The sequence below is a fragment of the Pseudomonas sp. B5(2017) genome (assembly GCF_002112825.1).
Lineage (GTDB): Bacteria > Pseudomonadota > Gammaproteobacteria > Pseudomonadales > Pseudomonadaceae > Aquipseudomonas > Aquipseudomonas putida_Z.
Genome location: NZ_NEIR01000009.1, coordinates 209,977 through 236,740 on the forward strand (window position 1 = coordinate 209,977; position 26,764 = coordinate 236,740).

Annotated in this window: 31 protein-coding genes; all 31 read left to right on the forward strand. The window is 61.4% G+C overall.

Going from position 1 to position 26,764, the window contains the following annotated elements:
* The first annotated feature begins 47 nt into the window (after positions 1-47).
* The 31 genes from CAG00_RS15755 (at position 48) to CAG00_RS15910 (ending at position 26,757) form a co-directional block, all read left to right on the forward strand.
* Positions 48-905, forward strand: a complete 858-nt coding sequence (locus tag CAG00_RS15755) for a replication protein (protein ID WP_085664701.1) — start codon at positions 48-50, stop codon at positions 903-905.
* The gene (locus CAG00_RS15760; protein WP_085664702.1) at positions 895-1,707 is read left to right on the forward strand and encodes an ATP-binding protein; all 813 of its coding nucleotides are present in this window, start codon (positions 895-897) and stop codon (positions 1,705-1,707) included. Before CAG00_RS15755 ends, CAG00_RS15760 begins: the two co-directional genes overlap by 11 nt.
* A gap of 2 nt (positions 1,708-1,709) precedes the next feature.
* Positions 1,710-2,006: a DUF1364 domain-containing protein gene (locus CAG00_RS15765; RefSeq protein WP_013971297.1), complete on the forward strand. Its 297-nt coding sequence runs from the start codon at positions 1,710-1,712 to the stop codon at positions 2,004-2,006.
* Positions 2,003-2,431 (forward strand): VRR-NUC domain-containing protein, encoded by a 429-nt coding sequence (locus CAG00_RS15770; protein WP_085664703.1) that lies wholly within the window; start codon positions 2,003-2,005, stop codon positions 2,429-2,431. The genes CAG00_RS15765 and CAG00_RS15770 overlap by 4 nt, the downstream gene beginning before the upstream one ends.
* Positions 2,428-3,726, forward strand: a complete 1,299-nt coding sequence (locus CAG00_RS15775; RefSeq protein WP_085664704.1) for a site-specific integrase — start codon at positions 2,428-2,430, stop codon at positions 3,724-3,726. The genes CAG00_RS15770 and CAG00_RS15775 overlap by 4 nt, the downstream gene beginning before the upstream one ends.
* The gene (locus CAG00_RS15780; protein ID WP_085664705.1) at positions 3,723-3,992 is read left to right on the forward strand and encodes a hypothetical protein; all 270 of its coding nucleotides are present in this window, start codon (positions 3,723-3,725) and stop codon (positions 3,990-3,992) included. The genes CAG00_RS15775 and CAG00_RS15780 overlap by 4 nt, the downstream gene beginning before the upstream one ends.
* Positions 3,989-4,306 carry a hypothetical protein gene (locus CAG00_RS15785; protein WP_085664706.1) on the forward strand — a complete coding sequence of 106 codons (318 nt, stop codon included), beginning with the start codon at positions 3,989-3,991 and terminating at the stop codon, positions 4,304-4,306. Before CAG00_RS15780 ends, CAG00_RS15785 begins: the two co-directional genes overlap by 4 nt.
* Before the next feature lie 11 nt (positions 4,307-4,317).
* Positions 4,318-4,707 (forward strand): antiterminator Q family protein, encoded by a 390-nt coding sequence (locus tag CAG00_RS15790; RefSeq protein ID WP_085664707.1) that lies wholly within the window; start codon positions 4,318-4,320, stop codon positions 4,705-4,707.
* A 177-nt stretch (positions 4,708-4,884) separates the two neighbouring features.
* On the forward strand, positions 4,885-5,205 hold the full coding sequence (locus tag CAG00_RS15795) for a DUF2513 domain-containing protein (RefSeq protein ID WP_085664708.1): 321 nt from the start codon (positions 4,885-4,887) through the stop codon (positions 5,203-5,205).
* A gap of 175 nt (positions 5,206-5,380) precedes the next feature.
* A complete protein-coding gene (locus tag CAG00_RS15800; protein ID WP_010952643.1) occupies positions 5,381-5,704 on the forward strand; it encodes a phage holin, lambda family in 324 nt (107 codons plus the stop codon).
* Between the two features lie 4 nt (positions 5,705-5,708).
* Entirely contained in the window at positions 5,709-5,903 is a 195-nt protein-coding gene (locus CAG00_RS15805; RefSeq protein ID WP_085664709.1) for a hypothetical protein, read from the forward strand.
* A complete protein-coding gene (locus CAG00_RS15810) occupies positions 5,903-6,241 on the forward strand; it encodes an HNH endonuclease (protein ID WP_041506011.1) in 339 nt (112 codons plus the stop codon). Before CAG00_RS15805 ends, CAG00_RS15810 begins: the two co-directional genes overlap by 1 nt.
* A 157-nt stretch (positions 6,242-6,398) precedes the next feature.
* Entirely contained in the window at positions 6,399-6,899 is a 501-nt protein-coding gene (locus tag CAG00_RS15815) for a terminase small subunit (RefSeq protein WP_085664710.1), read from the forward strand.
* Positions 6,900-6,902: 3 nt separating this feature from the next.
* Positions 6,903-8,582 (forward strand): terminase large subunit, encoded by a 1,680-nt coding sequence (locus CAG00_RS15820; RefSeq protein ID WP_021784908.1) that lies wholly within the window; start codon positions 6,903-6,905, stop codon positions 8,580-8,582.
* Between the two features lie 150 nt (positions 8,583-8,732).
* Entirely contained in the window at positions 8,733-10,043 is a 1,311-nt protein-coding gene (locus CAG00_RS15825) for a phage portal protein (protein WP_085664711.1), read from the forward strand.
* Positions 10,044-10,046: 3 nt separating this feature from the next.
* Positions 10,047-10,904, forward strand: coding sequence for a head maturation protease, ClpP-related (locus CAG00_RS15830; RefSeq protein WP_085664712.1), 858 nt, complete (start codon positions 10,047-10,049; stop codon positions 10,902-10,904).
* Between the two features lie 2 nt (positions 10,905-10,906).
* Entirely contained in the window at positions 10,907-12,094 is a 1,188-nt protein-coding gene (locus CAG00_RS15835) for a phage major capsid protein (RefSeq protein WP_085664713.1), read from the forward strand.
* 48 nt (positions 12,095-12,142) lie between these two features.
* Positions 12,143-12,676 (forward strand): hypothetical protein, encoded by a 534-nt coding sequence (locus tag CAG00_RS28820; protein WP_176240892.1) that lies wholly within the window; start codon positions 12,143-12,145, stop codon positions 12,674-12,676.
* A gap of 4 nt (positions 12,677-12,680) precedes the next feature.
* Positions 12,681-13,022, forward strand: a complete 342-nt coding sequence (locus tag CAG00_RS15845) for a head-tail connector protein (RefSeq protein ID WP_085664715.1) — start codon at positions 12,681-12,683, stop codon at positions 13,020-13,022.
* Positions 13,019-13,345 carry a phage head closure protein gene (locus CAG00_RS15850; RefSeq protein ID WP_085664716.1) on the forward strand — a complete coding sequence of 109 codons (327 nt, stop codon included), beginning with the start codon at positions 13,019-13,021 and terminating at the stop codon, positions 13,343-13,345. Before CAG00_RS15845 ends, CAG00_RS15850 begins: the two co-directional genes overlap by 4 nt.
* An 8-nt stretch (positions 13,346-13,353) precedes the next feature.
* Positions 13,354-13,524 carry a hypothetical protein gene (locus CAG00_RS28825; RefSeq protein WP_176240893.1) on the forward strand — a complete coding sequence of 57 codons (171 nt, stop codon included), beginning with the start codon at positions 13,354-13,356 and terminating at the stop codon, positions 13,522-13,524.
* Between the two features lie 3 nt (positions 13,525-13,527).
* Positions 13,528-14,103, forward strand: coding sequence for an HK97 gp10 family phage protein (locus CAG00_RS15855; protein WP_085664717.1), 576 nt, complete (start codon positions 13,528-13,530; stop codon positions 14,101-14,103).
* On the forward strand, positions 14,096-14,482 hold the full coding sequence (locus CAG00_RS15860) for a DUF3168 domain-containing protein (RefSeq protein WP_085664718.1): 387 nt from the start codon (positions 14,096-14,098) through the stop codon (positions 14,480-14,482). Before CAG00_RS15855 ends, CAG00_RS15860 begins: the two co-directional genes overlap by 8 nt.
* 55 nt (positions 14,483-14,537) lie before the next feature.
* On the forward strand, positions 14,538-15,035 hold the full coding sequence (locus tag CAG00_RS15865; protein WP_085664719.1) for a hypothetical protein: 498 nt from the start codon (positions 14,538-14,540) through the stop codon (positions 15,033-15,035).
* A 12-nt stretch (positions 15,036-15,047) separates the two neighbouring features.
* Positions 15,048-15,389, forward strand: a complete 342-nt coding sequence (locus CAG00_RS15870) for a hypothetical protein (RefSeq protein ID WP_085664720.1) — start codon at positions 15,048-15,050, stop codon at positions 15,387-15,389.
* A 296-nt stretch (positions 15,390-15,685) separates the two neighbouring features.
* A complete protein-coding gene (locus CAG00_RS15880; RefSeq protein ID WP_085664722.1) occupies positions 15,686-18,931 on the forward strand; it encodes a phage tail tape measure protein in 3,246 nt (1,081 codons plus the stop codon).
* 45 nt (positions 18,932-18,976) lie between these two features.
* Positions 18,977-19,561: a hypothetical protein gene (locus CAG00_RS15885; RefSeq protein WP_085664723.1), complete on the forward strand. Its 585-nt coding sequence runs from the start codon at positions 18,977-18,979 to the stop codon at positions 19,559-19,561.
* Positions 19,561-20,166, forward strand: coding sequence for a hypothetical protein (locus CAG00_RS15890; RefSeq protein ID WP_015271414.1), 606 nt, complete (start codon positions 19,561-19,563; stop codon positions 20,164-20,166). The genes CAG00_RS15885 and CAG00_RS15890 overlap by 1 nt, the downstream gene beginning before the upstream one ends.
* 2 nt (positions 20,167-20,168) lie before the next feature.
* A complete protein-coding gene (locus CAG00_RS15895) occupies positions 20,169-20,567 on the forward strand; it encodes a hypothetical protein (RefSeq protein ID WP_085664724.1) in 399 nt (132 codons plus the stop codon).
* Complete coding sequence (locus CAG00_RS29070) at positions 20,564-25,702, forward strand: DUF1983 domain-containing protein (RefSeq protein ID WP_256579001.1); 5,139 nt, start codon at positions 20,564-20,566, stop codon at positions 25,700-25,702. Before CAG00_RS15895 ends, CAG00_RS29070 begins: the two co-directional genes overlap by 4 nt.
* Positions 25,702-26,757 carry a hypothetical protein gene (locus CAG00_RS15910; RefSeq protein WP_085664725.1) on the forward strand — a complete coding sequence of 352 codons (1,056 nt, stop codon included), beginning with the start codon at positions 25,702-25,704 and terminating at the stop codon, positions 26,755-26,757. Before CAG00_RS29070 ends, CAG00_RS15910 begins: the two co-directional genes overlap by 1 nt.
* The last annotated feature ends 7 nt before the right edge of the window (positions 26,758-26,764 follow it).

Consider the following 26,764-nt stretch of genomic DNA (forward strand, 5'->3'; position numbering starts at 1 on the left):
ACCGCCTGGCAGGGCGGCTTTCTCTACAACTTGACACGAGTTGAAGCATGACAAACATCGTCCCACTTGACAAGTCCAGGGGGTTCACCCGGATGGACAACCAGCTCATGGATGGCCTGCTGGCTATCGATCTCCCGGCCCGGGAGATGAAAATTGTGCTGTACGTGGCCAAGGCCACCATCAACTACGGCGCGGGCGCTCAACGCATCCCGGCGACTGACATCGCGAAAGCCATTCACGCCCACCCTGACTCCGTATCCAAGGCAATCTCGAGCTTGCTGCGTCGTCGGGTTCTGTTCCGCGAGGGCGGTGCACGGGGTGATATCGGCGTGAATGAACCGAAAGACTGGGTCTACGTCATTGAGCCGAAACAGACCAAAACAGCCGATTCGGCAGAAGTGGTCCGAATCGGCGATGAGTCGAAACAGACCAAAACCGCCGACTCCCTTCTTTATTCTAAGAATCTAACCCCCTATGTATTTCTTCCTTCGGAAGAAAATACATGCCCCCCCAGCGATGAGCAGCCGGCTCCGGCCAAAACTGATCGCAAAGCACCGTTCGGGAAGGCCGCGATGCTGGCTGACAACCCTCACGGCCTGGATGAATCGCTGATCGCTGACTACCTGACTGTCCGCAAGGCTGCCAAGGCCCCAGTAACCGCCCGGATTTGGGCGGGGCTGAACGTCAAGCTGGAGCAGTGCAAGGCCTTCGGCATCCAGCCAGCCCAAGCCCTGGAAGTCGCCGTCGAGAACGGATGGCGCGGTTTCGAAGTGGAGTGGGTCACCAAGCGCATCAGCGCCCAGCTGCCGTCACAGGCAAAACCTCACAGCCGTCACCACGGCTTCGACGACCGCGACTACACCGCCGGCCTGGCCGCGCGAGAGGACGGCACCTATGCGATCTGAATCGGTGATCACCATGTCCGAGGTGAGAAACACCGCTGGCTTCCGCGTCCAGCCCGCGCACTGCGAGCATCACGGCGACTTCGAGCAGCGTGTAACCATGCTGATGGGCCGCGAAATCGTCGGGCGCTGCCCTGTGTGCGAGAAAGCAGCCGTTGCCGAGCGCGAAGCCAAGCAGCTGGCTGAGGACACCCGCCTGAAGCGTGAGGCCATGACCCGCAAGCTGGGTTCGGCGCTGATCCCAAAACGCTTTGCCGATCGCACCCTGGCCAACTACCGCGTTGAGCACGAAGGGCAGCGCAAGGCCTTGGCCTACTGCACTCGCTACGTGGCGGCGTTCGAGGAAATCGAGCGCACCGGCCGCTGCCTGATGCTGCTGGGCAAGGTCGGTACCGGCAAGACGCACCTGGGCGCCGGTATGGCCAACGAGCTGATGCGCAACACCTCGGCAACGGCCGTGTACCGGACGGTGGGCGCCGTCCTGCAATCCATCCGCGCCACGTACGACCGTCACAGCGAACAGACCGAAGCCGACATCCTGTCCAGCCTGATCGAACCTTCGCTGCTGGTGCTGGACGAGGTCGGGGTGAGCAAGGAGCAGCCGAGCGAATTCGAGCTGACCACCCTGTTTTCGATCATCAACGGGCGCTACGAGCAGATGCGCCCCACGGTGGTGATTTCCAACCTGGAGGCCAGCCAGCTGCGCCACGCCATGGGCGAGCGGTGCTATGACCGCCTGCGCGAAGGCGGCGGGGTGGTGGTGCCTTTCGAGTGGGAATCGCACCGTGGCAAGGAGGAGTTCTGACCATGCGGCAAACCAAGCTGACCAAGGCCGCGCGCGGCCGGGAGTGCCAGGTGCGCATCCCGGGCGTGTGCAACGGCAATCCCGAGACCACCGTACTCGCGCACTACCGCCTGGCCGGCACCTGCGGCGTCGGCAAGAAGCCGCACGACCTGCAGGGCGCGTGGTGCTGCAGCGCTTGTCACGACGCCTGCGATGGGCGTAGCCGGGCTGTGGACCGGGATACCGCCCGCCAGTACCACGCCGAGGGCGTCATGCGCACCCAGGCGCTGCTGCTGAACGAGGGGGTGCTGATCGCATGAATGCTCCCGCCCTTCGCCCGTTCAAGGCCAAGCCGGCCCGCGCCAAGCCCGTCGACCGGGAAGGGCAGGAGCAGGCCGCGTTGATGCAGGAGCTGCAGATGCGCTACCCGCAGGCCTACAAGTTGATTTACCACGTGCCGAACGGTGGGCACCGGGTCAAGGCCGTGGCCGCCAAGCTGAAGGGGCAAGGCGTGAAGGCCGGTGTTCCCGACCTAGTGCTGCCGATGGCGCGCGGCCGCTACTTCGGTCTCTACATCGAGTTCAAGGCCATGCCGCCGTTCGATGCGCCGGTATCGCCCAGCCAAGACGCCTATCTGCAGGCGCTGGCCGGCCAAGGCTACCTGGCGATCGTGTGCCGGGGCAGCATCGATGCCGTTGAGGCCATCCGCGCCTACCTGCTGCTGCCTGCGACGGTGGCCGCATGAGTGCTACCCGGGAAGTGAAACTGAGTGAAGCCGAGGTGCGCCGGCAGGCCGCCGACAAGTCGGTGCGTGACTTGCGCGACCCGCGTCACCCAGGCCTGTACCTGCGCTTCTGGAGCAACCGCGAGCGCGGTACCTGGCACCTGGTGCGCGGCAAGAAGTGGGTGCCGGTCGCCCGTTGGCCAGAGCTGAGCGTGGCGGCGGTGATTGCCGAGCTGCCCGCGCTGCGTCAGCGCCTGCTGCGCGACCCGGCCACCGCGCCGGTGGTGTCGGGCATGGCCACCGTGGGCCAGCTGCTCGACTGGTACGGCGACCGGATGGCGCGGGACCGCTCGCTGTCGGCAAAACGCAAGGCCGGCGCCCGATCCGCCATTGTCCAGCACCTGAAGCCGCGCCTGGATGACCTGGCCGTGGCCGGTGTGAATGCCGAGGTGCTGGACAAGCACCTGATGTGGCCGTGCCAGGCCGAAGTGTCGTTGTCCTATCTGCGGCAGATGTTCGCGCTGCTGCTGACTGCTTTCCGTCAGGCCCTGCAGCTGGGCCTCATCGACCGCAACCCGATGGCAGGGATGCGCTTCAACGACTTCACCAAGGCCCGGATCCTGCCCAAGGCGTCGCGGCTGCGGGGTGTGCAATTGCCCGAACTGATGCAGCAGCTGGACCAGGCCTTCGAGCAGGAACCCGGCGACGCCATGCTGGCCCTGATGATGCTGGCCCACGGCACCCGGATTGGCGAAACCCGCATGGCGCGCTGGAGCGAGATCAGCCTGGCCGCTGCCGAGTGGTTCATTCCCGCGGCCAACACGAAGACCCGCACCGAGCACCGTCTGCCGCTGACCGCCCAGGTGTCGGCGCTGCTAAGCCGGTACCGGGCGATTCAGCATGCACAAGGCTACGAGGGCGTGTACCTGTTCCCGAACCGGCGCGGGCTGCCGCTGAGCGAAACCCAGGCAAGCATGGTGTTCACCCGGCTGGGGCAGGGCGAGTGGACCAGCCACGACCTGCGCAAGGTGTCCCGCACCACATGGACCGACCTCGGCATCGACGGCCACATCGGTGAAATGCTGCTGAACCACACGCTGGGCAAGATCGCCAGCACCTACATCCACACCCAGGCCATGCAGCAGCGCCGGGCAGCCCTGGAGAAGTGGCACGCCTGGTTAGACGGCATCGGCTTTGGTGCCATTCACGGCCTTACCAAGGCCTTATCCGAAAATTCACAGAATTCGGGCGAGCCAGCGGAACACAAGGCGACCAGCGACCTTACCGAATTTGTAATTAGCGAGGATTCGAAATGAATAATGGCGACAAGGCGCGCTCCGACCTTCCTTCGGTGCTCAATCAGTCGATCACCGACCATCCTGGCTATCCGGACTTCGCTGCGTGGTGCGAGAGCCAGCTGATACACCCTTACCCGATCTATTTCCTGATCTGGCAGGCATCTCGCGAATCGCTGCGGATCAGGAATCCTTTCGAACTGATCGTGGGTGACCCTGATGGGCAGTGGGCGCACGAGGTGGCTGAAAAGTCGCTGCGCGCCCAAGGGCTGAAGGTGGTCGGCTGATGAAGAAGCACGGCCCAGCCTTCAAGAAGGCCGTGATCGAGCTGGAAAAGTGCCCTTTGTGCCGTGGGAGAGCGGTCACTCAGGGTGTGTTTCACGAACTGCCATGCGACCACTGCAACGCCTCGGGCTGGGTAGTGGCTGCAACTGGCGAGGCCCTGGCCCTGGATGAACTGGTGACCCAGCTCAGCATGAGACTTCGGGCAGCGCTCCGGCAGATCGAGCAGTTGAAGAACCCTCAGGCATCCGGGCCTGAGGCGACATATCAGGGAAGCAACCGGCGCGGCGCCGGCGGCACCAACTACACCGGGGATTGAGGGGGAAGGACATGAAAAAACGAACCTACGCAGACAAGGCTCTTGGTGACACTGCGTACATGCTCGAGCAATGGGGCTGGTGGCGCATGGATGGCATGGGCGTGCCTCAGTATGTCTGCCCGCTGTATGCGCTTATGAAGGAACATGCCCCGGCGGAAGGCGGGCTCAAGCAATACGTGATCACGGACGACCTAGCTCTTGCAGTGGACGGCGCCGTAGCCAGGCTGAACAAGCGCAACCCGCAGATGGGCGGTTTCGTCTGGCTGTACTTCGGTGCTAAGTGGCCGGCCCTGCGGATCGCTCGCGAGCACAAGATGGGTGAAGCCAAGGCTCGGGAGCTGATCAACACTGGAGTGGCCTGGATCGATTGCGCTCTGGAGCAATTGCGCGAGGCTGCATAAAAAGCTTTCCGCGCGGATAAACAACTGTTTTCATAGCAGCGTGTCCAGCTTGCAAGCAACGCGACACAGTGAAACCCCGGCCAATGCGTCGGGGTTTTTTGTGAGCGCGCTTCTCCAGTAGTATCGGCAATCTGATGGCATTGTGCTGTTAGGTTATCGTTCGAAGGAGTTGTGGCGATGGAGCGGAATGAAGAGTTAGCTGTAACCCTGCTCAGCTATATCGAGGCAGAGGACCATGAAGGTGTAGGTCTTTATCGTAAAGAGCTGCGACACCTGCACGAGAACACTTTGGTAGGCGCAGATGTTGATAGCACCCAGGTGTTGTTGCAGGTCGATTACCACCTGCATCTGCTGGAGACTGCAGGATTTGTAACGAGGGAGGCTGAAGGCGAAAAAGGCCGGGATGAACTCGACATCTTCGAACTTACCTGGGCTGGGCACGATTTCCTCGCCAAGAACACACCTCTAGATTTCTCAGGCGATTTCGTTACCGGCTGAGAACTGTCACTGACGAGCTCCCGCCATGCGCGGGGCTCTGTATGTCTAGCGCAACCTTTCCAAGCCTCGGCATTTGCTGGGGCTTTTTCGTTTCGGCTCCACCACCCCCATCGCCCCGAGCTGGGAGTGCTGTTGGGCCCGAACCTATTCCGCTCCCCAAAAGGGAGGAACCGAGATGCCAAACATGCCCGAGAAGGATCCTGGCCTGTGGGCCGCTGTGCTCACCTGGGTGCTGGCCCATCAGCCTCAGCTGTATGCCGCTGGCTTGTCAGTCGCCATCGCCGTCCTCCGGGTGGTTTATGGCGGTGGCACCCGCCGGCAGATGTTCTTGGAGGGCGCCTTGTGCGGCCTCATTACCCTAGCCCTGGTCCCGCTGCTTGAATGGATGGGCTTGCCGCAGGGCATGGCCACCTTCGCCGGCGGCATGGTCGGCTTCATGGGGGTGGAGAAGCTTCGCGGCTACTCCGACCTGTTCCTATCTCGCAAGGCTCAGGGGTAAGCAGATGATCACATTGACCGACAGCAACGGCCTCAAGCGTTACCTCGCTCCCGCTGCCATCGCACGTGTAGACGAAGCCTGCACCAGCAGTCAGTGGCACGGCATCTGCGCCATCGTTCGCACGTTCGACGGTCAGGTACTGGAGGTTAAGCAGCGGACTGATGACATCGTGCGCTTGATCACCGAGTCGAAAGACTGATGGCCAGGCTCAAGACGCTCGGCTCTCGTATAAAGGAGAGCGCAGGCTCTCGGGTCAAGGTGGTGAGCCCTGGCAGTTGGCGAAGCGGCATGACCAGCTCCCAGCGCGGCTATGGCTACAAGTGGCAGCAAGCCCGAGAGCGGTACCTGCGCGACAACCCGTTGTGCGTCTACTGCGAGCGGAACGGCCGCACTACTGCGGCCAGGGTTGTCGACCACATTGTTGCTCACCGTGGAGACATGGTCCTCTTCTGGGATCAGACCAACTGGCAGAGTCTCTGCAAGCCTTGCCACGACTCCGTCAAGCAGGCCGAGGAGGCGGCGGGGCTGGGTGGTTGACACGTCAATGGATCGCCGAAACCCAGCGCGGTGCCATAGAGGCACGCCAGTGACGTGCCGCGGAAGGGGTAGGGGGGCAAAAGTTAGGGATTCTCATCTAGCTAGACCGCCACCGACCCCACGTAGACATTTTTCTCCCCCCTAAAGGTTTTTGTTAATGGTGTTAACAGACAAACAGCGACAGTTTGTTGACGCTAAGGCCCGGGGCGCGTCCAACAAAGAAGCGGCGGAGGCCGCGGGTAGCAAGCCTTCGACCGCTGCGGCAGCCGGTTCACGCTGGGCCAATGATCCGAAGATCGCATCGGCAATTCTCGCTCGCCGAGCCGAGCTCAGTGTTAACCCTGAGCCGAAAAAGCGCAGAGCCAAACCGAAGGCTGATGAAGCCAGTGAAGACTCAGTCGAGATCAACGAGGCTGACGGCGAGTTCCTGAGCTGCCTGCCGTCCACTGACGACCCACTGGTGTGGCTGCTCGCTTTGATGAACGAGCCCCGGGCCAAGGTCTTCGACCGGCGCAACGCCGCGCAGACGGCCATCCCGTATATCCACGGGAAGAAGGCAGAGGCAGGCAAGAAAGAACAGAAGGCGGAAGCTGCGAAAGAGGCCGGCAAGGGCAAGTATTCCCAGAGCAAGCCGCCCCTCACAGTCGTCAAGGGGTGATGCATGCTTTGGACTACGGCCTGCCCAGACTGGTGGCGGCGCCTGGCTGCCGGCGAATCCATCATTCCCGACCCGCTCTTCCCCCAAGAGGCAGAAGAGAGCCTTGAGGTTTTCAAGGGGCTGCGCATTGTCGATGCCCCGGGCAGCCCAACCATCGAGAGCGCATGCGCCCCATGGGTGCTCGCATTCGCAGGGGCTGTGTTCGGCAGTTACAACAGCGAGACCGGTGAACGCCTGATTCGGGAGTTCATGCTCTGTATCCCGAAGAAGAACAGCAAGTCGACGATTGCTGCCGCGATCATGTTGACGGCGTTGGTTCGTAACTGGCGGATGTCGGCCGAGTTCATCATTTTGGCGCCGACCAAAGAGATTGCCGACAACGCTTTCGTTCCGGCCAAGGACATGGTCAACAACGACGAGGAACTGAAGGATCTGTTGCACGTGCAGCCACACCTTCGCTTGATCACGCACCGGGAGACCGGCGCCACGCTGAAGGTGGTTGCTGCAGACAGCGATGTGGTTGGTGGCAAGAAGGCTGTCGGCGTACTGATCGATGAGGCCTGGCTGTTCGGCAAGAACCCGAAAGCGGCCGACATGATTCGGGAGGCCACCGGCGGCCTGTTGTCAAGGCCTGAAGGCTTCGTCATCTGGCTGACCACGCAATCGAACGAACCGCCGGCAGGTGTGTTCCGGTCGAAACTGAATTACGCCCGCGGCGTGCGTGATGGCCGCATCAACGACAACCGCTTCCTGCCGATCATTTACGAATTCTCGAAGGAGATGATCGACAGCGGTGAAGCCCGTAAACCAGAGAACTTCCATCTGGTTAACCCCAACATGGGGTTCTCGGTCGACCGTCCGACGCTTGAGCGCTTGTTCATGCAGGCGGAGATCGATGGTGAGGCGGAACTGCGTGGCTTCCTGGCCAAGCACCTCAACATAGAGATTGGTCTGGCACTCATGTCGGACGCCTGGGTCGGAGCCGAGTTCTGGGAGCCCCAAGCGGCCACCTGGCTCAACCTGGATGAAATCCTTGAGCGTTGTGAAGTCATCGATGTTGGTGGTGATGGAGGGGGGCTTGACGATTTGCTTGGTCTTGCCGTCCTCGGCCGGGAAGCTGGCACTCGTCGGTGGTTCCACTGGGCTCACGCCTGGGCACACCCATCAGTGCTTGAGCGCCGCAAGTCCGAGGCTCCTCGGATCAGGGATCTTGAGGCAGTTGGCGACCTGACCATCGTGAAGCGGATTGGGCAGGACGTCGAGCAATTCGCGGCCATCGTCGCCCGCATCAATGAGACTGGACTGCTGGACAAGGTCGGGCTCGACCCGGCAGGAATCGGTTCGGTCCTCGACGCCCTGGCTGATGCTGGTGTCGAGGAAGACAAGATCGTTGGTATTTCCCAGGGCTGGAAGCTCACCGGCGCGATCAAGACGACAGAGCGGAAACTTGCCGAGGGTACTTTGCTGCACTGCGGCCAGCCGCTCATGGCCTGGTCGTGCGGAAACGCTAAGGGTGTGCCGTCGGCCAACGCCTTCTTGATCAACAAGCAGGCCTCGGGCACCGCCAAGATCGACCCGCTGATGGCGACTTTTAACGCCGTTTCACTGCTCAGCCTCAACCCAGAAGGCCGTGGGGGAATGGACAATTTCATGGCAGGCATTCGGGATCCACTGATCGCATGAACGCATTTCACATATTCATCGCCTGCGCGTTGGTAGCTTTCGGCCTGGCTTGTGCCGGGGTCTGGATGTTGGCTGGCACTGGTTGGGCATTGCTCGCCGGATCGCTGAGCTTCTTCTGCATCGCCGGCTTCATCCGCAGAGGGCTTGTCAGTGATTAAATCTCTATCCCAGGCATTGGGGGCTGCTGCCGCCAAGCCTTCAGCCAGTATGAGTGAATGGTTGGGCAAGACCATCAAGCTGTCAGATGGAGGTTTCTGGAGTGCTTTTAACGGCGCCCAATCCAGCAGTGGCAAATCGGTCAGCGTCGATAAGGCCATGCGCCTGTCTACCGTGTGGGCATGCGTTCGGATTATCTCGACCTCGGTAGCTGGCTTACCGTTGAGCATCTACCGCCGCATGCCAGATGGCAGTCGCGAGAGCGCGCGAGACTTCCCGCTCTACGATGTGGTCCACACCAGTCCCAACGAAGATATGGCTGCCTTCCATTTCTGGCAGGCCGTCGTCGCCTCGATGCTGCTATGGGGCAATGCTTACTGCGAGATCCACCGATCAGCCGGGCGCGTGATTGCCCTCGACTTTCTGATGCCTTCGCGAGTCGAGCTTGAGTTCGACGATGATGGGCGGCTGAGGTATTTCTTCAGGCCCCGAAAGGGGCCCCGCCGAGAGATCCAGCGGCAGGACATGCTACACATTCCGGCTTTTACCCTGGATGGTCGGGTTGGGCTCTCCGCCATACGTTACGGCGCGGATGTGTTCGGTTCAGCGATGTCAGCAGATGATGCCGCCAATAGCACCTTCCGCAACGGCATGATGCCCACTGTCGCGTTTTCGGTCGACAAGACGCTGAACCCGGCCCAGCGTGTTGAGTTTCGTGAGTACGTGAAGACGATCTCCGGGGCGTTGAATGCGGGCAAGAGCCCTGTGCTCGAGCAGGGCGTGAAGCCGGAGATGATCGGCATCAATCCCGCCGATGCGCAGTTGCTGGAGTCGAGAGGGCATAGCATCGAGGAGATCTGTCGCTGGTTCGGAGTCCCGCCCTGGATGGTGATGAAGACCGATAAGGGCAGCAACTGGGGCACCGGCTTGGAACAGCAGCAGATCGCGTTTCTCACCTACTGCATCATGTCCTTCACTGCTCCCATTGAGCAGTGCGTGAACAAGTGGTGCATGACGGCGGTTGACCGGATCAAGTTCTACGCCGAGTACTCGCTTGAAGCATTTCTACGTGCGGACAGCGCGGGCCGTGCGGCCTATCTCAGCACGATGGGGCAGAACGGCTACATGACCCGAAACGAGGGCCGGCGGAAAGAGAACCTGCCAAGTATGCCTGGTGGCGATGTACTGACCGTGCAATCGAACCTCGTGCCGCTGGACCAGCTGGGCAAGCAAAACGATGGGCAAGCTGTTCGAGCCGCCCTGATGAACTGGCTGCAAGAGCCGGATAGCACCTCTCGGGAGTGACCCATGAAACACAAGATTCAGTCTCGCGGCCTGCGCAGCGAGATGAGCCCGCGCGCGCTCGAAAAGTGGAATCCGGCAATCCAGGCGGCTGTCGAGAACACCTCTGACACCATCACGGTGTACGGCGTGATCGGCGAGGACTGGTACGGCGAGGGTGTGACCCTCAAACGAATCGATGCTGCACTTCGCTCTATCGGTGAAAAGGATGTGACGGTCTACATCAACTCGCCTGGCGGTGACATGTTCGAAGGCATCGCCATCTACAACCGTCTGAAGGAACACAGCCACAAGGTCACCACCAAGGTGCTCGGCATGGCTGCCAGCGCCGCATCGATCATCTACCTGGCCGGTAGCGACCGGCAGGTAGCCAGCAGCGCCTTCCTGATGATCCACAACTGCTGGACGTTCCTCGCGGGCAACCGTCATTACCTGCGCGATGTGGCTGATGACATGCAGGAGTTCGATGCCGCGATGGCCGACCTCTATGCCGAAACCAGCGGCCAAGCTGTCGATGACATGGCCGAACTGATGGATGACGAGACCTTCATCCGTGGCAAGCGCGCTGTGGAGCTGGGCCTGGCCACCAGCGTCCTGTCGTCAACCGAGATCACCGAGCGCGAGAGCGAAGAGTCGACGCAGAGCAATGCGCTCAAGGCGATGGACGTCGCGTTGGCAAAGGCCGGAATGCCTCGTTCTTCGCGCCGCGAACTGTTCGCCAATTTCAAGTCCGGCATGCCTCGCGCTGCCGGCGGGGGTACGCATAACGCTGCCCCGCCCGATAAGCCCCGCGCTGTCGCGCCAGACCTCTCCGCCTCTCTGAGCGCGGCAACCAATCTCCTCAATTCTCTGAAAGGAAAGTGACCATGGACTTTGAAGCCCAAGTCAAGGAACTCAACGCCAGCCTCAAGGGCATTGGCGATCAGATCAAAAGCCAGGCCGAGGCCACCGAGAAGCAAATCAAGGCTTCCGGTGAAATGAATACCGAAACCCGGGCCAAGGTCGATGAACTGCTCACCAAGCAGGGCGAACTTCAGGCGCGCCTGGGTGAGGCCGAGCAGAAGCTCGTGAACGCAAGCCGGGATCGCAGCCATCAGGAAGAGCCGCAGAAATCGGTAGGCGCGCTCGTGATCGAAAGCGAAGAGATGAAGGACATGAACTCGTCCTTCCGCGGCTCTCGTCGCGTATCGGTGCCGCGGGCAGCTATCACCACCGCAACCGGTGGTGATCTGGTGCAGACCCAGCGCCTGCCGGGGATCATTGCCCCGCCGCAACGCCGACTGACCATCCGCGACCTGGTCGCGCCAGGCATGACCGAATCGAACTCGATCGAGTACATCCGCGAGACCGGCTTCACTAACAATGCGCGCACCGTCGCGGAGACTACTGCCAAGCCATACTCCGACCTGACCTTCGCGCTGGCGACGGCGAACGTTCGTACCATCGCTCATCTGTTCAAGGCCAGTCGCCAGATGCTCGACGATGCCAAGGCGTTGCAGAGCTACATCGACGGTCGCGCGCGCTACGGCCTGACCATGGCGGAAGAAGCTCAGTTGCTCTATGGCAACGGTACCGGTGCAAACTTGCAGGGCCTCATGACTGTGGCTCAGCTGTACGCGGCTCCGGCTGGCGTAGCCGTAGTGGGCGAGCAGCGCATCGACCGTCTGCGTCTGGCGCTGTTGCAGGCCGAGCTGGCCGAGTTCCCATCCGACGGTATCGTGCTCAACCCGATCGACTGGGCGGCCATTGAGCTGACCAAGGACGGGGAAGGCCGCTACATCATCGGTCAACCGCAAGAAGGCACCAACGCGAAGCTGTGGAATCGTCCGGTGGTTTCCACCCAGGCCATGACCCAGAACGACTTCCTGGTTGGTGCCTTCAAGCTCGGCGCTCAGATCTTTGACCGCATGGAAATCGAAGTGCTGATCTCTACCGAAAACGACAAGGACTTCGAGAACAACATGGCGACGATCCGCGCTGAAGAGCGTCTGGCCTTTGCCATCTATCGCGATGAAGCGTTCGTCACTGGCCCGCTGACCACCGTCACCCCCTAAACCATCCGCGATGCGGCGCCAGTAATGGCGCCCGACTGGAGTACTCCTATGGCACGTAAACAGGAAGCACCAGCAACCACGGCAGATGTGAAAGATCCTGCCTCGCCCGCGGAGGACAACGGTGTTCAGTCGGAAGGTGGCAGCGTGCCCCCTTCGGCTGACACTGCGGCCATGCCGACCATTGGTGAGGGTGAACCTCTGGTAACTGATCCAGGCCTGTCGGAGGGCACGGTGCAGAAACTACCAGCAGGTCAGGTAGGTTCGAGCGTCGAACCTGAAGCGGCAGCGCCCAACCAGGCTATTGACACCGATGCTCCTGCTGCTAATTCAGGCGATTCCGAGGGGGCCGGCCAAGTAGGATCGGTGGCAGCAGAAGACGGCAATGATTCTGATCAACTTACGACCGGAGAAGATCCTGCGGCCAGTCCCAACCCTGCGGTTCTTAAGATTTACCCGCTGCGGTCCTACATGGACGAAGGCGAGCTTCGTCGTCGTGGTGGTCCGGCTTATTCGGTCCCGCGGCGTCACGCGGAAGAACTGGTGCAACGGAAGCTGGCATCGCTCGACCCGCTGACGGAGTAGAAGCATGCCGGTTATCAGCTTGACCATCGCCCGTCATCACCTTCGAGACCCTGACGATGCCGACGAATACCTGGAGCTTCTGATCGACGCAGCAGAGGGGCAGGCGATGGACTATCTGAACCGTCGCTTCTACGCCGATCAGCAGGCGCTGGATGAGGCTGTCGCCGCTGGAGATGCCGGCGAATTCCCCATGGTCAGCAACAAGCAGATCAACGCGGCCTGCTTGCTGATCCTTGGGCACCTTTACACAAACCGTGAGGACGTTGTGATCGGGACCATCGCCACTGAACTGCCGCAAGGTTCTAAGGCGCTTCTGACTCCACACCGTGTCGGGTGGGGCGTATGAGAGCCGGGCCGCTACGTCACCTGTTTGAGGTGACCCACCGACATGAGGAGCGCAATAAGTCCGGGGGAGCCACAGTGACGTGGCTTCCTGCAGTTCGCCCTGAAATGTGGGGCGAAGTCCGTACCCCTACCGGGCGTGTAACGGCAGTTGCTGAAAAACTGAGTGCTGTTGTCACGGCCGAAATCATTGGCAGGCCGCGCTCAGACATCGTTGCCGGGTCGCGTCTGACACGCCGCGGGGTCACTTACCAGGTCGAGGCAGTTTTGCCGGACAACGAGAACACCCTGATGAGGCTGCTCTGCTCATCGGTACCGAATCCATGAGGTGAACCATGAAAATTCAAGCACTGGGACCGCTGACTGGCGCTTCTGGCGAGCGTGAGAAGGGCGAAATCTTCGATGTAAAGGATGAGTACGGCAAGGGCCTGATCGCTCGCGGTTACGCAGTCGAAATCATTGAGACGGCCGAAAAGCCAGCAAAGGCCGCCCAGGCCAAGGAGTAGGCCATGGCGCGCCGGTCCAGTATCCGCGGCGATATCCGGCTGCGCCGGACGCTGCGCAACATACACCAGACGATGGACAACGAACTGCAGCCGGCCATGGCCAAAGCGGCCGCGCGCGTGCTGGCTACCCAGCAGCAGCTGATCCCGAAGGACACCGGTGCTGCTTCGGCGGCGCTGCGGGTCTACGTCGCTCCCAGCGGACTGGATGCCCAGGTCGGCATCAGAGGCAAGCGGGACAACCGCCGATTTTTCTACCTGCGGTTCCTCGAGTATGGCACCAAGGGCTATTCCGGCAGCATCTACCAGCGAGCCGACCGCAACGCGGTTGGCGGTGTGCACACCAATAACCGCGACAAGTCCAAACTGAAAGGGCGCCGCAATGCGTTCCGTCAGCGCGACACCAAGAACAAGTCGGATGGGCAGCACTTCTTCGGTAAGTACCCGGACATACCCGCCAGGCCGGCTCACCCGTGGCTACGACCGTCTCGGGATGTCAACCGCGAGTACGTGATGGCCGACCTTGAGGAAGCCGTCCGACGTACGCTGCGCAAGGCGAGCCAGGGGGTAGGCAATGGCTGATCCATCGCTGGCCCTGCAGGAGGCAATCTTCGCCAGGCTTCAGGCCGAGGTCAGTTGCCCTATTTACGACGGTGCGCCGCTGAATGCGGCTATGCCGTACGTTTCCATCGACCGGGAAGTCTCGGTCAACAGCAGCCCCATCTCTGGCCGAAAGCGCGAAACGCGCCTGCTGTACCTGTCGGTCTGGTCTGATGCCGTGGGCCAGGCTGAGGTCAAGCGCATCAACGGCGAGGTCATCGTCGCCCTGGACGAGCGCCGTCTACCGCTGGAGGTGGGGCGTGCCGTTTCCGTCCGGGTCGAGCAGGCTGATGCCCAGCGCGATGCCGACGGTATCACTTACCAGGGCTCGATCACCGTCCGCGTGATTACCACCCACTGAACCACCCAACGGCCGCACCGCGGCTTTTATCCAATGAGCCTTTGGAGGACCCCCCATGGCCGATGACAACCTCAACACAGCCGCCGGCTGCCGCTTCTTCATCGGCGGCAAGACCGGCGCGGACACCGAAACCGAGTACAAGGCCGACACCTACGTTGAAGTGGGCGAGATCGAGGACCTGGGTGAGTTCGGTGACACCTTCAGCAGTGTGAACTTCACCTCGCTGAAAGACGGTCGCGTGCGCAAATACAAAGGTACTGCTGACGCGGGCGACCTGACTATCACCGTCGGCCTGGACAACGGTGATGCTGGCCAGAGCGCAGTGAAGACCGCGCATAAGGACCGCAGCAAGGGCGACTACAACATCAAGATCACCCTGAACGACGGTGATCCGACCGCCACCCCGGTCATCAATCCGACCACTTTCTACATGCGGGTCAAGGTGATGAACAACACCGTTGCGCCTGGTGCCGCCGACAACGTGGTGCGCCGCAACATCACCCTGGGTATCAACTCCGACGTGCTGGAAATTCCAGCCGCTGCGGCTGCCTGATAGGGGGCGTCAGTGAGCAAAACTCTGCACGGTACAACCGAAGTCACCGTGGGCGGGCGAGTGCTTGTGTTGTCGCCAACGCTCAGGGCCGTCCGCACCATTGAGGCCCACTTTGGTGGGCTCCGTGGTGCGTCCGAAAGGCTGCGCGCAGTAGGCGTTGATGCTGTCACCGTCGTCTTTGCTGCCGGTTCCGGCATGGAAGACAAGGAGGCCGTTGAAAAACTGGCAGAGGCGATCTGGCAGCAGGGCGTTGCTGACTTGGTGCCTGCGGCGACGGCTTACCTGTATGCGCTCTACAACCCCCGGGGAGGTGATCCGGGAAAGCAGCAGGCGGCGACGGCGTCAGCGCCGTAGAGAACGGGAGCTACGTCGATCGGATGTTTTCGGTTGCCGTCGGCTGGTTGGGGTGGTCGCCGCAGGTTGCCTGGACCACGCCGCTCCCTGAGCTCTTTCTGGCCATGGACGCCCGGGTTGAGTGGGCTCGAATGACTCACCCCTTTGCCACCAATGGCAAGTCTCATGAGAAAACCGACAAGCCCACGAGCGTTGCTGACAAGTTGCGAGCCGCCTTGAGAAGAGATCGCTGACCGGGGTTTAGTAAGCACCGCAACAGAAATCCCGCTTCGGCGGGTTTTTTGTTTGGAGAAAATATGGCAGACACTGATATTCAGGGGATGCTCGTTCGGATCGAGGCGACGACTGCCCAGCTCCGACAGGAGCTCAGCCGCGCAGAGACCAGCGTGTCGCAGGCAAGCGGGCAGATTGACAACAGCCTGAAGCAGGTTGATGCCGCTTTTGACCGGGTAGAGGCCCACTCAAGTGTGCTGCATAGGGCGGTCAGCACCGCATTTGTAGGCGTAGGGGTTGCCGCTGCGGGAGCCGTTGCCGGGCTGGTCGCCCTGACCACTAGCACCTTGAACTACGCGCAGGAAATGCAGAACCTCTCCGCGCTATCGAATACTTCGGTAGAGGATTTTCAACGGCTGGCAGCTGGCGCTCGAACTGTTGGCGTAGACCAAGAAAAATTGGCCGACATTTTCAAAGACACCACAGATCGCGTTGGGGAGTTTTTGTCCCGTGGTGGCGGCGAAATGCAGGATTTCTTCAAGGAAATCGCGCCGCAAGTTGGAATAACTGCAGAAAGTTTCAAGAACCTTTCAGGCCCCCAAGCCCTGCAGCTGTATTACGACTCGCTTGTGAAAGCGGGAGCAAGCCAGCAGCAGATCACATCGTACATGGAGCAGATGGCCGACGAGGCTACGGCCCTCTTGCCGCTGCTCAAAAATGGCGGTTTGGGTTTCAAGGACATCGGCGATCAAGCTCAAGCGGCTGGGGCAGTACTGTCTGACCTAGACATTAGCCGAATGATCGAGGTCAACCGGTCTATCAAGGATCTGCAGACTTCCTGGGAGGGCGCGAGCCGACAACTGGTCACCGGGCTACTGCCGGCGGTGGAAGACACAACACGCGCCCTCCAGGACATGACCGACAACGGCGCTGCCCAGGCAGTAGGAAGTGCGATTGCTTTTCTCATCGACAATTTCTACATCCTGCTGGGGGTGATGGGCACAAAGGTCGCGGCGTCGTTCCTGGGCTACATTTCGAATCTTGGAAAGTCGGTACTGGCGACCAAGCAGGCAACGGATGCAAACATCGCCCAAGCCACGACCGCCGTTCGCGTGGCGATCGCCAACCAGCAGGCGGCCCAGTCGGCGGTAGTTCGTGCCGAGAAAGAAGCGATCTCAGCCAAGGGCACCGCAGTTCAAACCCAGATGTCGATTCAACTGGCCGAGGCACGGATGGTTGAGCGCGCAGCGACTGACCGGCTGGCTGTAGCGCAAACCAGTTTGAAGGGCATTTCTTCAAGCCTCATGAGCGTCCTGGGCGGGCCGGCCGGCTTGGCAGCATTGGCCGTAGGCGCCGGTATCGCTTTCCTGACGCTGCGCGATAACTCCGACTCCTTGGAGAAGAAGCTTGGCGATCTGACCGATCCCCTCGACAAGCTGCTGGAGCGCTTCAACAAGCTGAACCGCGCTACGCAGGCCGTGGCGCTTCGGGAGCTGCAGGGCAAGATTGAAGATACCCAGAGCCAGCTTACCCAGGCGGCCGGAGCCATTGCGGACAAGTTCGAAAGCGATTTGCGCAACGTCGGCGCCGCTGGTACCGATGGCTTCCTTGCTGGTCTGGCGCCGATTCCTGAGGAGGCACAGAAGGCAATCGACCTGGTGCGCACAGCAGCCAAAGATGCTTCGTCTGGCATTGCGGTGGACTGGAAAACAGTTGCCGATGAGTTGCGGGGCATGCCAGGCGTTACTGAGGGTATGGCCCGAGCAATCGAGACTGGACAGATCAAGGCCTCCGACCTGAGCGGAAGCCTGCAAAACCTCAAGTCGAAGCTGTCCGACCTGACCGACCAGACGGATCGCCACACGGCTTCTACCGGTGCGAACAGTTCTTCCCAGACAGAGGCGAACAGTGCTGGCCAGGCTTATCTCGAAACCTTGGATAAGCAGCTCGCCACCCTGAAGGACAAGACAGCCGCCGAAGCGGCAGAGCGCTTCATCGCGGACAACAAGATCCAGTCCGAGAGCGCTCTGGCCAAGCAAATCCGCGATCGTGCCAAGGCAGTTGATGCCCAGAAGGAAGCCGATAAAGCAGCCAAGGATGAAACGAAGGACAGCACCCAAGCCCAGGCGAAGCTCACGCAGCAGCTGAAGGAAGCCTCCACGGCTTACGACCAGCTGAAGAAGACCTTCGACCCAGTCGGAGCTGCAGCTGATGAGTTCAAAAAGCAGGTCGCCAACCTCGATCTCCTGCTGAAGAACAACAAGATCACTCAGGAGGAGTACGGTCGCGGTGTCGCCTGGCTGGCTGATCAATTCAACACGGCGGTGCAGGCCTCCACCGGCCTGTCGCAGGCCATGAAGTACCAGGCCGACCTGGAGCGTCAGCTCGCAATCGCCCGGCAGCAGGCCGATGCAGCTGCCGCGGCTGTCGGGATGGGAGACAAGGAGGCTCAGCGCACGCAGGCCCGCCTTGCGCTCGAGCAGGACAACAACAACAAAATCCTCGCGCTGCGGGATGAGCTGGCCACGGCCTCGACCGAGAAGCAGCGGCAGGAACTGGAGAAGCAGATCGCGCTCCGGCAGGAATATGGCGACAAGCTGGTCCAGGCGCAGCGGGATGGATTCACCAAGATCGATGCAGCGCAGGCTGAGTGGAGCAACGGTGCCACTTCGGCCTGGGCCAACTACCGCGACAGCGCCGCCGATGTTGCCGGTCAGACCCGCGACCTGTTCGGCAATATGTTCAGCGGCGCCGAGGATGCGCTCACCCAGTTCGTGAAGACCGGCAAGCTGTCGTTCAAGGACTTCGCCGATTCGGTCGTCGAGGACCTGATCCGCATTCAGGTGCGCAAGGCCATGGTGGGCTTCCTCGGCGGGGCTTTCAGCTTCTTCGGTGGCGGCAGCGCCGCGCTTGGTGAGGGGACCATGACCGGGTTCAGCGAGGTCGTTCCCAACGCCAAGGGCGGCGTCTATGACTCGCCCAGCCTGTCCTCGTTCTCCAACCAGGTGCACGACAGCCCGCAGATGTTCGCCTTTGCCAAGGGGGCGGGCATTTTCGCGGAGGCCGGGCCGGAGGCAATCATGCCGCTGGCGCGCGGGCCTGACGGCTCGTTGGGGGTGGTGGCCATGAACGCCGGCAGTGACAGCGGGGCGTCCTCGATCTCATTCGGTGGCATCACTCAGCACATCCAGGTCGGTGGACAAGCCAATGCAGCAACCGTGGCCGATGTTAGGCGTGCCGCCGAGCAGGGGGCGCGGGATGGCTACGAGCTCATGCTGCGAGACTTCAAAACCAACGGCGCCGGGCGGCAGATGCTGCAGCGGCGGTAACTATGCTCGGCCCGCTTCGGCGGGCTTTCTTTTTGGAGTGACTCAATGGCGGAGGAATGGCCCGAGGACCTGGAGCCCACTGAGGTCACCTGGGGTGTCGTCTACAACAACCGGGGCTTCAGTTCTTCGCTGTCAAATTCGCAGCAGATCGTGGCTCAGCCCGGCTCCTACTGGAAATGCACCATGAATTTCGGCGTTCTGTATGAGGAGGACGAACGCGAACTGACATCGCTGCTGGGCCGCCTGCACGGGATGTTCGGCACGGTAAACATCCCGTACCTCACCCGAGCGCGGGTGGACAACATCGGCACGCCGACGGTGGCAGTCGCCAATGCCCAGGCCAGCGTCATGCAGCTGCAAGGCATGCTGGCCAGCCGGCCGGTATTCAGCCGCGGCGATCTCATCACCATCAGCGGGGAGATGTTTGAGGTGGTGGAGCACGTCTCCTCCGACGCCGCTGGCAAAGCCGTGATTGCGGTGAACAAGCGCATCCGCAAGCTGATCCCGGTCGGCAGTGCGGTGGAGTACAAGAATCCCTATTGCGAGATGCGCCGCATGGATGACACCAACGAATGGACCACCCAGCCGGTGGTTTCGAACTCGACTCTGCAATTTCGAGAGGCATTCTGATGGCTACCGGTGTTTTCCCGTTCAGCCAGACAGTCGTCGACATCATCGCCAAGGGCAACTTCATGGCGGTATACGCCTGCCAGCTGGATTTCCCCGATGGGATGGTTTTCGCGCATACCGGTACCGGCGACCTGGTGATCGGTGGCATCACCTATCAGGGCGTCGGCAGCTTCGGGGAGGTCGGCCAGTCGCAGGAGAGCAGCAACTCGGGTTCGCCCATGTCGGTGGACCTGACGCTCAACGGCCTGGACGCCCAGATCATCACTGAAACCTCGCTGAAGGGGTGCCGGGGGCGCAACGGCAAGCTGATGTTCGTGGTGTTCGACCAGGACGGCAGCTATGCCGCCGATATCCTGTTCAGCGGGCGCATGGACGCCGCCAAGTTCTCCTATGCGGGCAACGGCGAGGAGGGCAACAGCATCACGGTTCCTCTCATCGACCGCATGGCCGAGTGGAACCGGACCGGTACCGAGCGCTGGACCGACGAGAATCACCGGGCTCGCCGGCAGGACGACCGCTTCTTCTTCGCCATCGCCCAAATCGCCGACTGGCCCATCTACTGGGGCGCCTCCAAGGACGCACCGAAGTTCACCTACGAGACATAGCCATGCGAAAGCGCGATTGGACGACACAGCTTGCCAACACGATCAAGGCCGCCACCGAGCGGCCTTTTTCGTGGGGCGAATTTGACTGCTGCCTGTTTGCAGCCGACTGCGCCCAGGCGGTGTGCGGTGTCGATCCTGCCGAAGCCTACCGGGGCCGCTATTCATCCGAGGCCGGAGCCAAGCGCCTGCTGAAGAAGCTGCACGGCTCGCTGGAGGCCGCCTGGGATGCCTGCTTTGTTCGCATCCAGCCAGGCCTGCTGCAGCGGGGCGACATCGCCCTGTACGACGGCCCCAACGGGCGAGGTGTGGCGGTGTTCTGGGCGGATGAGTTCTGGTCGGTGTCCCCCGAAGGGGTCGGGCGTATCGAGTGTGAGCCGTTGACGGTGTGGAGAGTTGAATGAGTTCAGCAGTCAAGAAGGTTGCCCAGGTCGCTATCGGCGCGGCCATCGGCTTCATCCAAGGCGGGCCTTGGGGTGCGCTGGCGGGCGCAGCGATGGCGTTCTACGTTGCGTCGCAGCAGGACAAGCTCGATACCGGCTCGCTGCGCACCAATGAGCCTTCCAGCCAGACCCTGCGATCGTCCAAGGCGGCTGCTCGGTACGTGCTGGGCCGGGTGAGCACTGGTGGCGTTCTTGCTTGGGGGCAGGAGCAGGCCGGCGACCAGACTGACGGCGAATGGTTGCACATGGTCTACGTGCTGTCGGAGGGGGAGATCGATGGCTTGGAAGACATCTTCCTGGGGGAGGAGGTCGTTCAGGCTTACGGCGAGCACGCCTCCTATGAACTGGTCACCAACCCGACTCAGGTGAATGCCTTCCTGAAAGCCAATAGCCCGGACTGGCGCGACACCCAGATTGGCCGAGGCCTGTCTTTCGTCCGGCTGTCGTTCAAGTACAGCGCCGAGAAGTATCCCTCCGGCATTCCGGATGTGCGCTTCGTACTTCGCGGGCGCCGGGATATCTACGATCCTCGGACCGGGACCGCCAGTTACAGCGAAAACACCGCACTTCACATCCTCTGGTTCCTGCGCAACCGTTGCGGCGTGCCGGATGATGAAATCGTGTTCGCGAGTTTCGCCAACAGTGCCAGCGTGTGCGATGAGATGCTGGCCAACGCAGACGGCAGCACCTCGGCGCGATATCGCTCCGGCTGTGTCATTGGCGCCGACGAGTCGCGCACCCAGGTGATGCAGAAGCTGGAGGCAGCATGCGGTGGCAAGCTGATCCGTGTCGGTGGTCGCTGGATGCTGCAGGTCGGGGCCTACTACGGCCCGTACGACTTCGAGATCACCGAGGACATGGTGATCGGCACCGTCACCGGCAGCACCGAGCCAACCAACGACTCAGCGATCAATACCGTGCGCGGTACCTTCGTGGACCCGGCGCAGGCCTGGGCCGAGACGGACTATCCCGAGGTGTCGGTGAGCGAATGGGTGGTGGCCGACGGCGGCGAGGCGGCAGAAACACTGTCGTTCTCCTACGTCAGCAACCCGTACCAGGCCCAACGGCTGGCCAACATCGAGCTGCGCCGCCGGCGTGCAGGCGGCACCTTGTCGATCCCCATGAACTTCATGGGCTACAACTGCCGCCCTGGCCGCTCGGTGAAGGTCAACCTGCCATCCCTGAATATTGTGGGTGAGTTTATCGTCACCGACTGGTCGATGAGCGCCGACAGTGGCTGCAACGTCTCGGTTGCCCAGAACGAGCCGGCAATCTTCGACGACGCCGTGGGCCAACCGTACAATCCGATCGGCTTCATCAAACTGCCGGCCGGCGGTCTGGGTAGTCCTACCGGACTCGCCTGGTCGACCGAGGACAATGCCGAGTCGGTACAGGGTACCCTGTCGTGGGCAGCGCCCTACGGCGTGGTCACGGGCTACGCCATCACGATCCGCCAAGGTGCGGCCGCAGTGCAGGCCCAGCAGGTACCGGCTACGGCGCTCAAGCTGCCACTGTCAGGTCTGCCGTCTGGTAGTTACACCATGAGTGTGGCGGCTCTTGGCCCGCTGACCCGCTCCGGCGAGGCCAGCATCGCTGTCATCATCGACGGTCCGCCGATCCCAGAGTCGTGTGTCGTGCAGGCGACTATCGACACCATCACGTTGATCCCGAGCAATACGCTCCATGGGCTGAATGGCGGCACCTACGAGTACTTCTTCTCGACGAACCCGCAGGCAACCGAGGGTGAGTACCTGGGCCAAGGCCTGTCCCTGACCCACACCGGTCTGGCGTTTGCCACCAACTATACCTACTTCGTTCGCTCGAAAAATGCCTACGGAGTGAGCGCCTTCCTGAAGGTGGTGGCCTCCACATCAACCGATGTAGGCAACATGCTCGATGCGCTGAAGGACAAGATCGAGGGTGGCCAGTTGGCGCCCGCGCTGAGACAAGAGATCGAACTGATCTCGGGCCCGCCAACGCTGGACGGCTCTGTGGCACAGCGATTGGCAGCCGAAGCTACGGCGCGCACCCAGGCGATCGACGCAGAAGCAGCGGCGCGTGCTCAAGGCCTGCTGGCCGAGGCTCAGGCGCGCGGCACTGCCATCACCAGCGAGGCGCAGACTCGCCAATCGGCCGATGCCGCCTTGGGCCAGCGCATTGACACTGTCACTGCCTCGACGGGCGATAATGCTGCAGCCATTCAGTCGGAGATCACCGCACGCACCAATGCCGACACGGCTCTGGGGCAGCGGATCGACACCGTGGCAGCCAGTAGCGCGGCCAACTCGTCGGCGATCAGCAACGAGACCACGGCGCGAACCAACGCGGACGCGGCCCTGGCTTCGCAGATTGCAACGATCCGGGCCGAGTCTGGCGGGTTCGATACGGCTCTGAACTACAGCTTCGCTTCGACCGTTGAAGCCTGGTCGGGTACCCGCTGCAGCCTGGCGGTGGAGAATGGTCGTCTCATCGCCACAAACACTGACATCAACGGTTGCCTCAACAGTCCGGTTGTTTCTATAAATGGGCGCGATCATGACCGCATTCGCTGCAGGATTACTCGTCGAGCCGGTACCGGATGGCGCGGGCAGGTCACTTATGCGACCGCTAACCACGCCTCGAACTCGTCATACAGCAAAGTCATACCAAACCCGGGTCTGACGGTCGGCCAGAGCATGGTGCTGGAGTGGGACATGTCGCAGCTGTCTGCTGGCGGTTCCGACTGGTCGGAAAGCACGATCACCAGGTTTTACCTGTGGCTCAGCGGGTCGGCGGGTGATGTGTTCGAAATCGACTGGATCGCTGTGGGCCAGATCGCGCCCTCGGCGTCCGTGGCCTCGGTTGTGGATGAGCGTACCGCCCGGATCAGTGGTGATGAGGCGAATGCCTCGGCCATCACTGGCTTGAGCAGCAGCTTGCAGACCACAAACGGCAACGTGACGGCTGCGCAGCAGGCTGCCCAAGCGGCATCCGACAAGGCCGGCGGCAAAGGGGAGGTGATCTACAGCAGCACCGAGCCGGCAACGGACAAGCGCCTGGCGCAGAACCTGTGGATCGATACCACGGGGGCGGCGAACACGCCGAAGCGCTGGACCGGGTCCGCCTGGGTTGCTGTGACCGACAAGGTGGCCACCGATGCAGCGGCGGCGGCGGCCAGCGCACTTGCTCAAGTGGCGGCCAAGGCTGACGCCTCTGCGCTGCAGGCGTTGCAAACCGCAGTCACCAACCAAGGCAACACGCTGACCACCCAAGGCACCTCTCTCACTCAGATCAAGGCGTCCATCGGCCAGCAGCCTGACAACCTGATCCTGCGTGGCAGTTTCGAAGATGGCCTGGTTGATCCTTGGACCGGTGATGCCCGGATAACCAACGTCTCGGCGCATCCCTCCGCTGGCAAGGGCGTGTCGTTCTATACGAACAGCTTCTGCGGGGCGGCAGCAAACGTAGTGACTGCTGGCGGCGAGCAGTTCGACCTGTCGGCGGATATCTGGCCGGGGTACATGACCGCTGGCCAAACTGCCCGGCTGCAGATGCAGTTCTTTGACAAGGCCGGGACCAACCTGGGCTATTTCAACGCGTTCTCGGTGGTGGCTGCGGCGACAGGATTCAAGTCTTACGCCGGGCGCATTACTGCGCCGGCGGGGGCCGTATCGGCGCGGTTTTTAACCCGTACTGAACCGGCGGACGGCACAGGTCGATCGCTGTGGTGCAACATCGTCGCGCGCCGCGTCACCGCTGCCGATACAGCGAACTCGGATGCCATCAGCACCCTCGGCGCGAGTGTCACCCAGCAAGGCAACACGCTGACCAGCCAGGGCCAGGCTCTGACGCAACTGCAAAGCAGCGTGGGAGAAATTGGGGGGAACGGCGCCAATTTGCTCGACAGTGCCTACAGCTGGCTGACTTCGGCCACATTGCCAGTTACTGGGGGCGCGTTGTTGACCAAGACTGGAGTGGTGGTGTTCGAGGCTGACTCCGGGTTCGGCTACTCCATGGAGGCAGACACCGACAGCCTGTTTTCGTACATCGTGCTAGCTCCGACCAACAATCCGGCGGCCTTCAACATCCGGGTTGAGCCTGGTGTTTACCTGGTGTCGATGTATGTGAAAGGCAGCACGGCCGGCTCCATGATGGTCAACCTGTACAACGGAGTGACCTCTCGATCGGCGACCCAGCCGTATACCACCGAGCGTACGCGCATCACATTCCCAATCACCATCACGGAAAGCGGCAAGGTCGGTCTACTGATCTACCCGAACCGGCATGGAGCGCCAAGCGCCTCGATGGTGGTGGACTCGATCATGGTCGAAAAGCGGGTCGGAGAGAGCAATACCCCGTCGCCGTTTGTTGCTGGGCCCAGTGCTCGAACGGTCACCGGTCAAGCCACTGCGATCAGCCAGATGGACACGGTTGTGAAACAGCAGGGCACGGCAATCACCGCCCAGGCCAGCCGCCTGGACGGGCTGTATGTCCAGGTGAACCCGGAAATGGAAGGTGACAGCTCCGGCCTGGCTGGCGCCACGGGTGGCCTGGTGGGTGTCTGGACTGAGCAATCGGCCCGGATCGAGGACGGCATCGCAATGGGGCGGCAGGTCGAAACGGTCCAAGCGCAGATGGGGCAGACCAATGCGTCGGTCCAGCAGGTCAGCGAGGTCATGGCTGACATCAATGGCAGGGTGTCGGCTCAAACCACGCTGAAGGTCGAGACAAACCAGGGCGGCCGCAAGGTCGTCTCGGGCATCGCGATCGGCAGCAATGGGGAGGAGGGCGAGATCCTGCTGATGGCCCAGCGGCTGGCGATCATCGACAGCCTGAATGGCCAGACGATCCTGCCGTTCGTGGTCGAAGGCGGACAGGTCTTCATCAACCAGGCGGTGATTAATACCGCGTTCATCCAGCAGATAGTGGCAGGGATGACCATTCGATCTGCCGCGCTGAACGCCCAGGGCCTGCCCCTGCTGGAAATCAACTTTGCTGCGGGCACATTCACCCTGCGAGGCCAGGATGCCAACGGCTCGACATTACTCAACAACGGAGGCCTCTATGTGTATGACGCCAATGGCACCGAGCGTACGGCTGTGGGGAGGCTTACCTGATGGCTGATCTGTACGGGCTTCGGACGCGGGATGCGTTCGGAGCCATTACCTTGGATACGACTATCACTTCGGTGCGGTCGCTGAAAATGATGCAGGTCGCCGGCAATGGAGGGTTCGACCAGTACATCTCGATACCCGAGATCCAGGCCGCGTCTTTCGTGGTGGTTGATGCACTGTATAACGGGTCAGATCTCACTTACACCCCGCCGGCATGGGCCACTCCGGGTCAGCTGCAGCTACGGCAGCCCGGGACTCTGACTTGGCAGGTAATGATCTTGTCGCAAGGCGGTGAGCCGTTCGCCGCCCCAGGCAGTTATGGTATCCGGGCTTCCAATAACAGCATCCGCACCCAGATTGACTCAGTCAACCAGGTGTTGACGGTTCGCTACAGCGGAGGCTTGAACATCGGCTTTCAGGGGCCGGGAAGTGCGAACCAGATCCAATATGGAAACGTGACCTTTCCGCAGCCGATTACCACCTATGAGCGGCCGTTGATCTTCCTGAATGCCGAAAATTACATGATGGTTGGCAACTTCTTTGTGACGGGGACGCCGGGCAATTGGACTGGTTTCCGCATCAAGGCATACAACCACCAGGGGGCGCATGGCGACACTGCGCTTTACCCGATGACGATCAAGTGGTTCTGTGCGAGCTACATGACGCCAAACACCACAGTTGATATGTACGGCGCCTCTGTACGTGATGCCTCTGGTAATCGCACGTTCGTAACGACAGCCAATCTTGCATTGCTGAACGGTCAGCCAGCGAACAATTCGTTCGTCAACGCTGGCGCGCCCATTACCGGGATAAGCTACTACGCCTCTTCAGCCCAGATGGGTTGGACGGGAAGTTACAGCGACTATGTCCTGGCCAATGCGCTGTTCTCCTGCACCAACGTTGTTCAAACCACTCAGCCTATTCGGACGAATTACGGCGGCTTCCTTCCTGGTAGGCGTGATGTGCTCCAAATGTATTGCGAGAACTTCGATGGCGTTAACCCGCTGAGCGTGAATGGCCGAACGCTATTCGCCTCTCGCCCAATGAAGCCTATTTAAGGAAGCG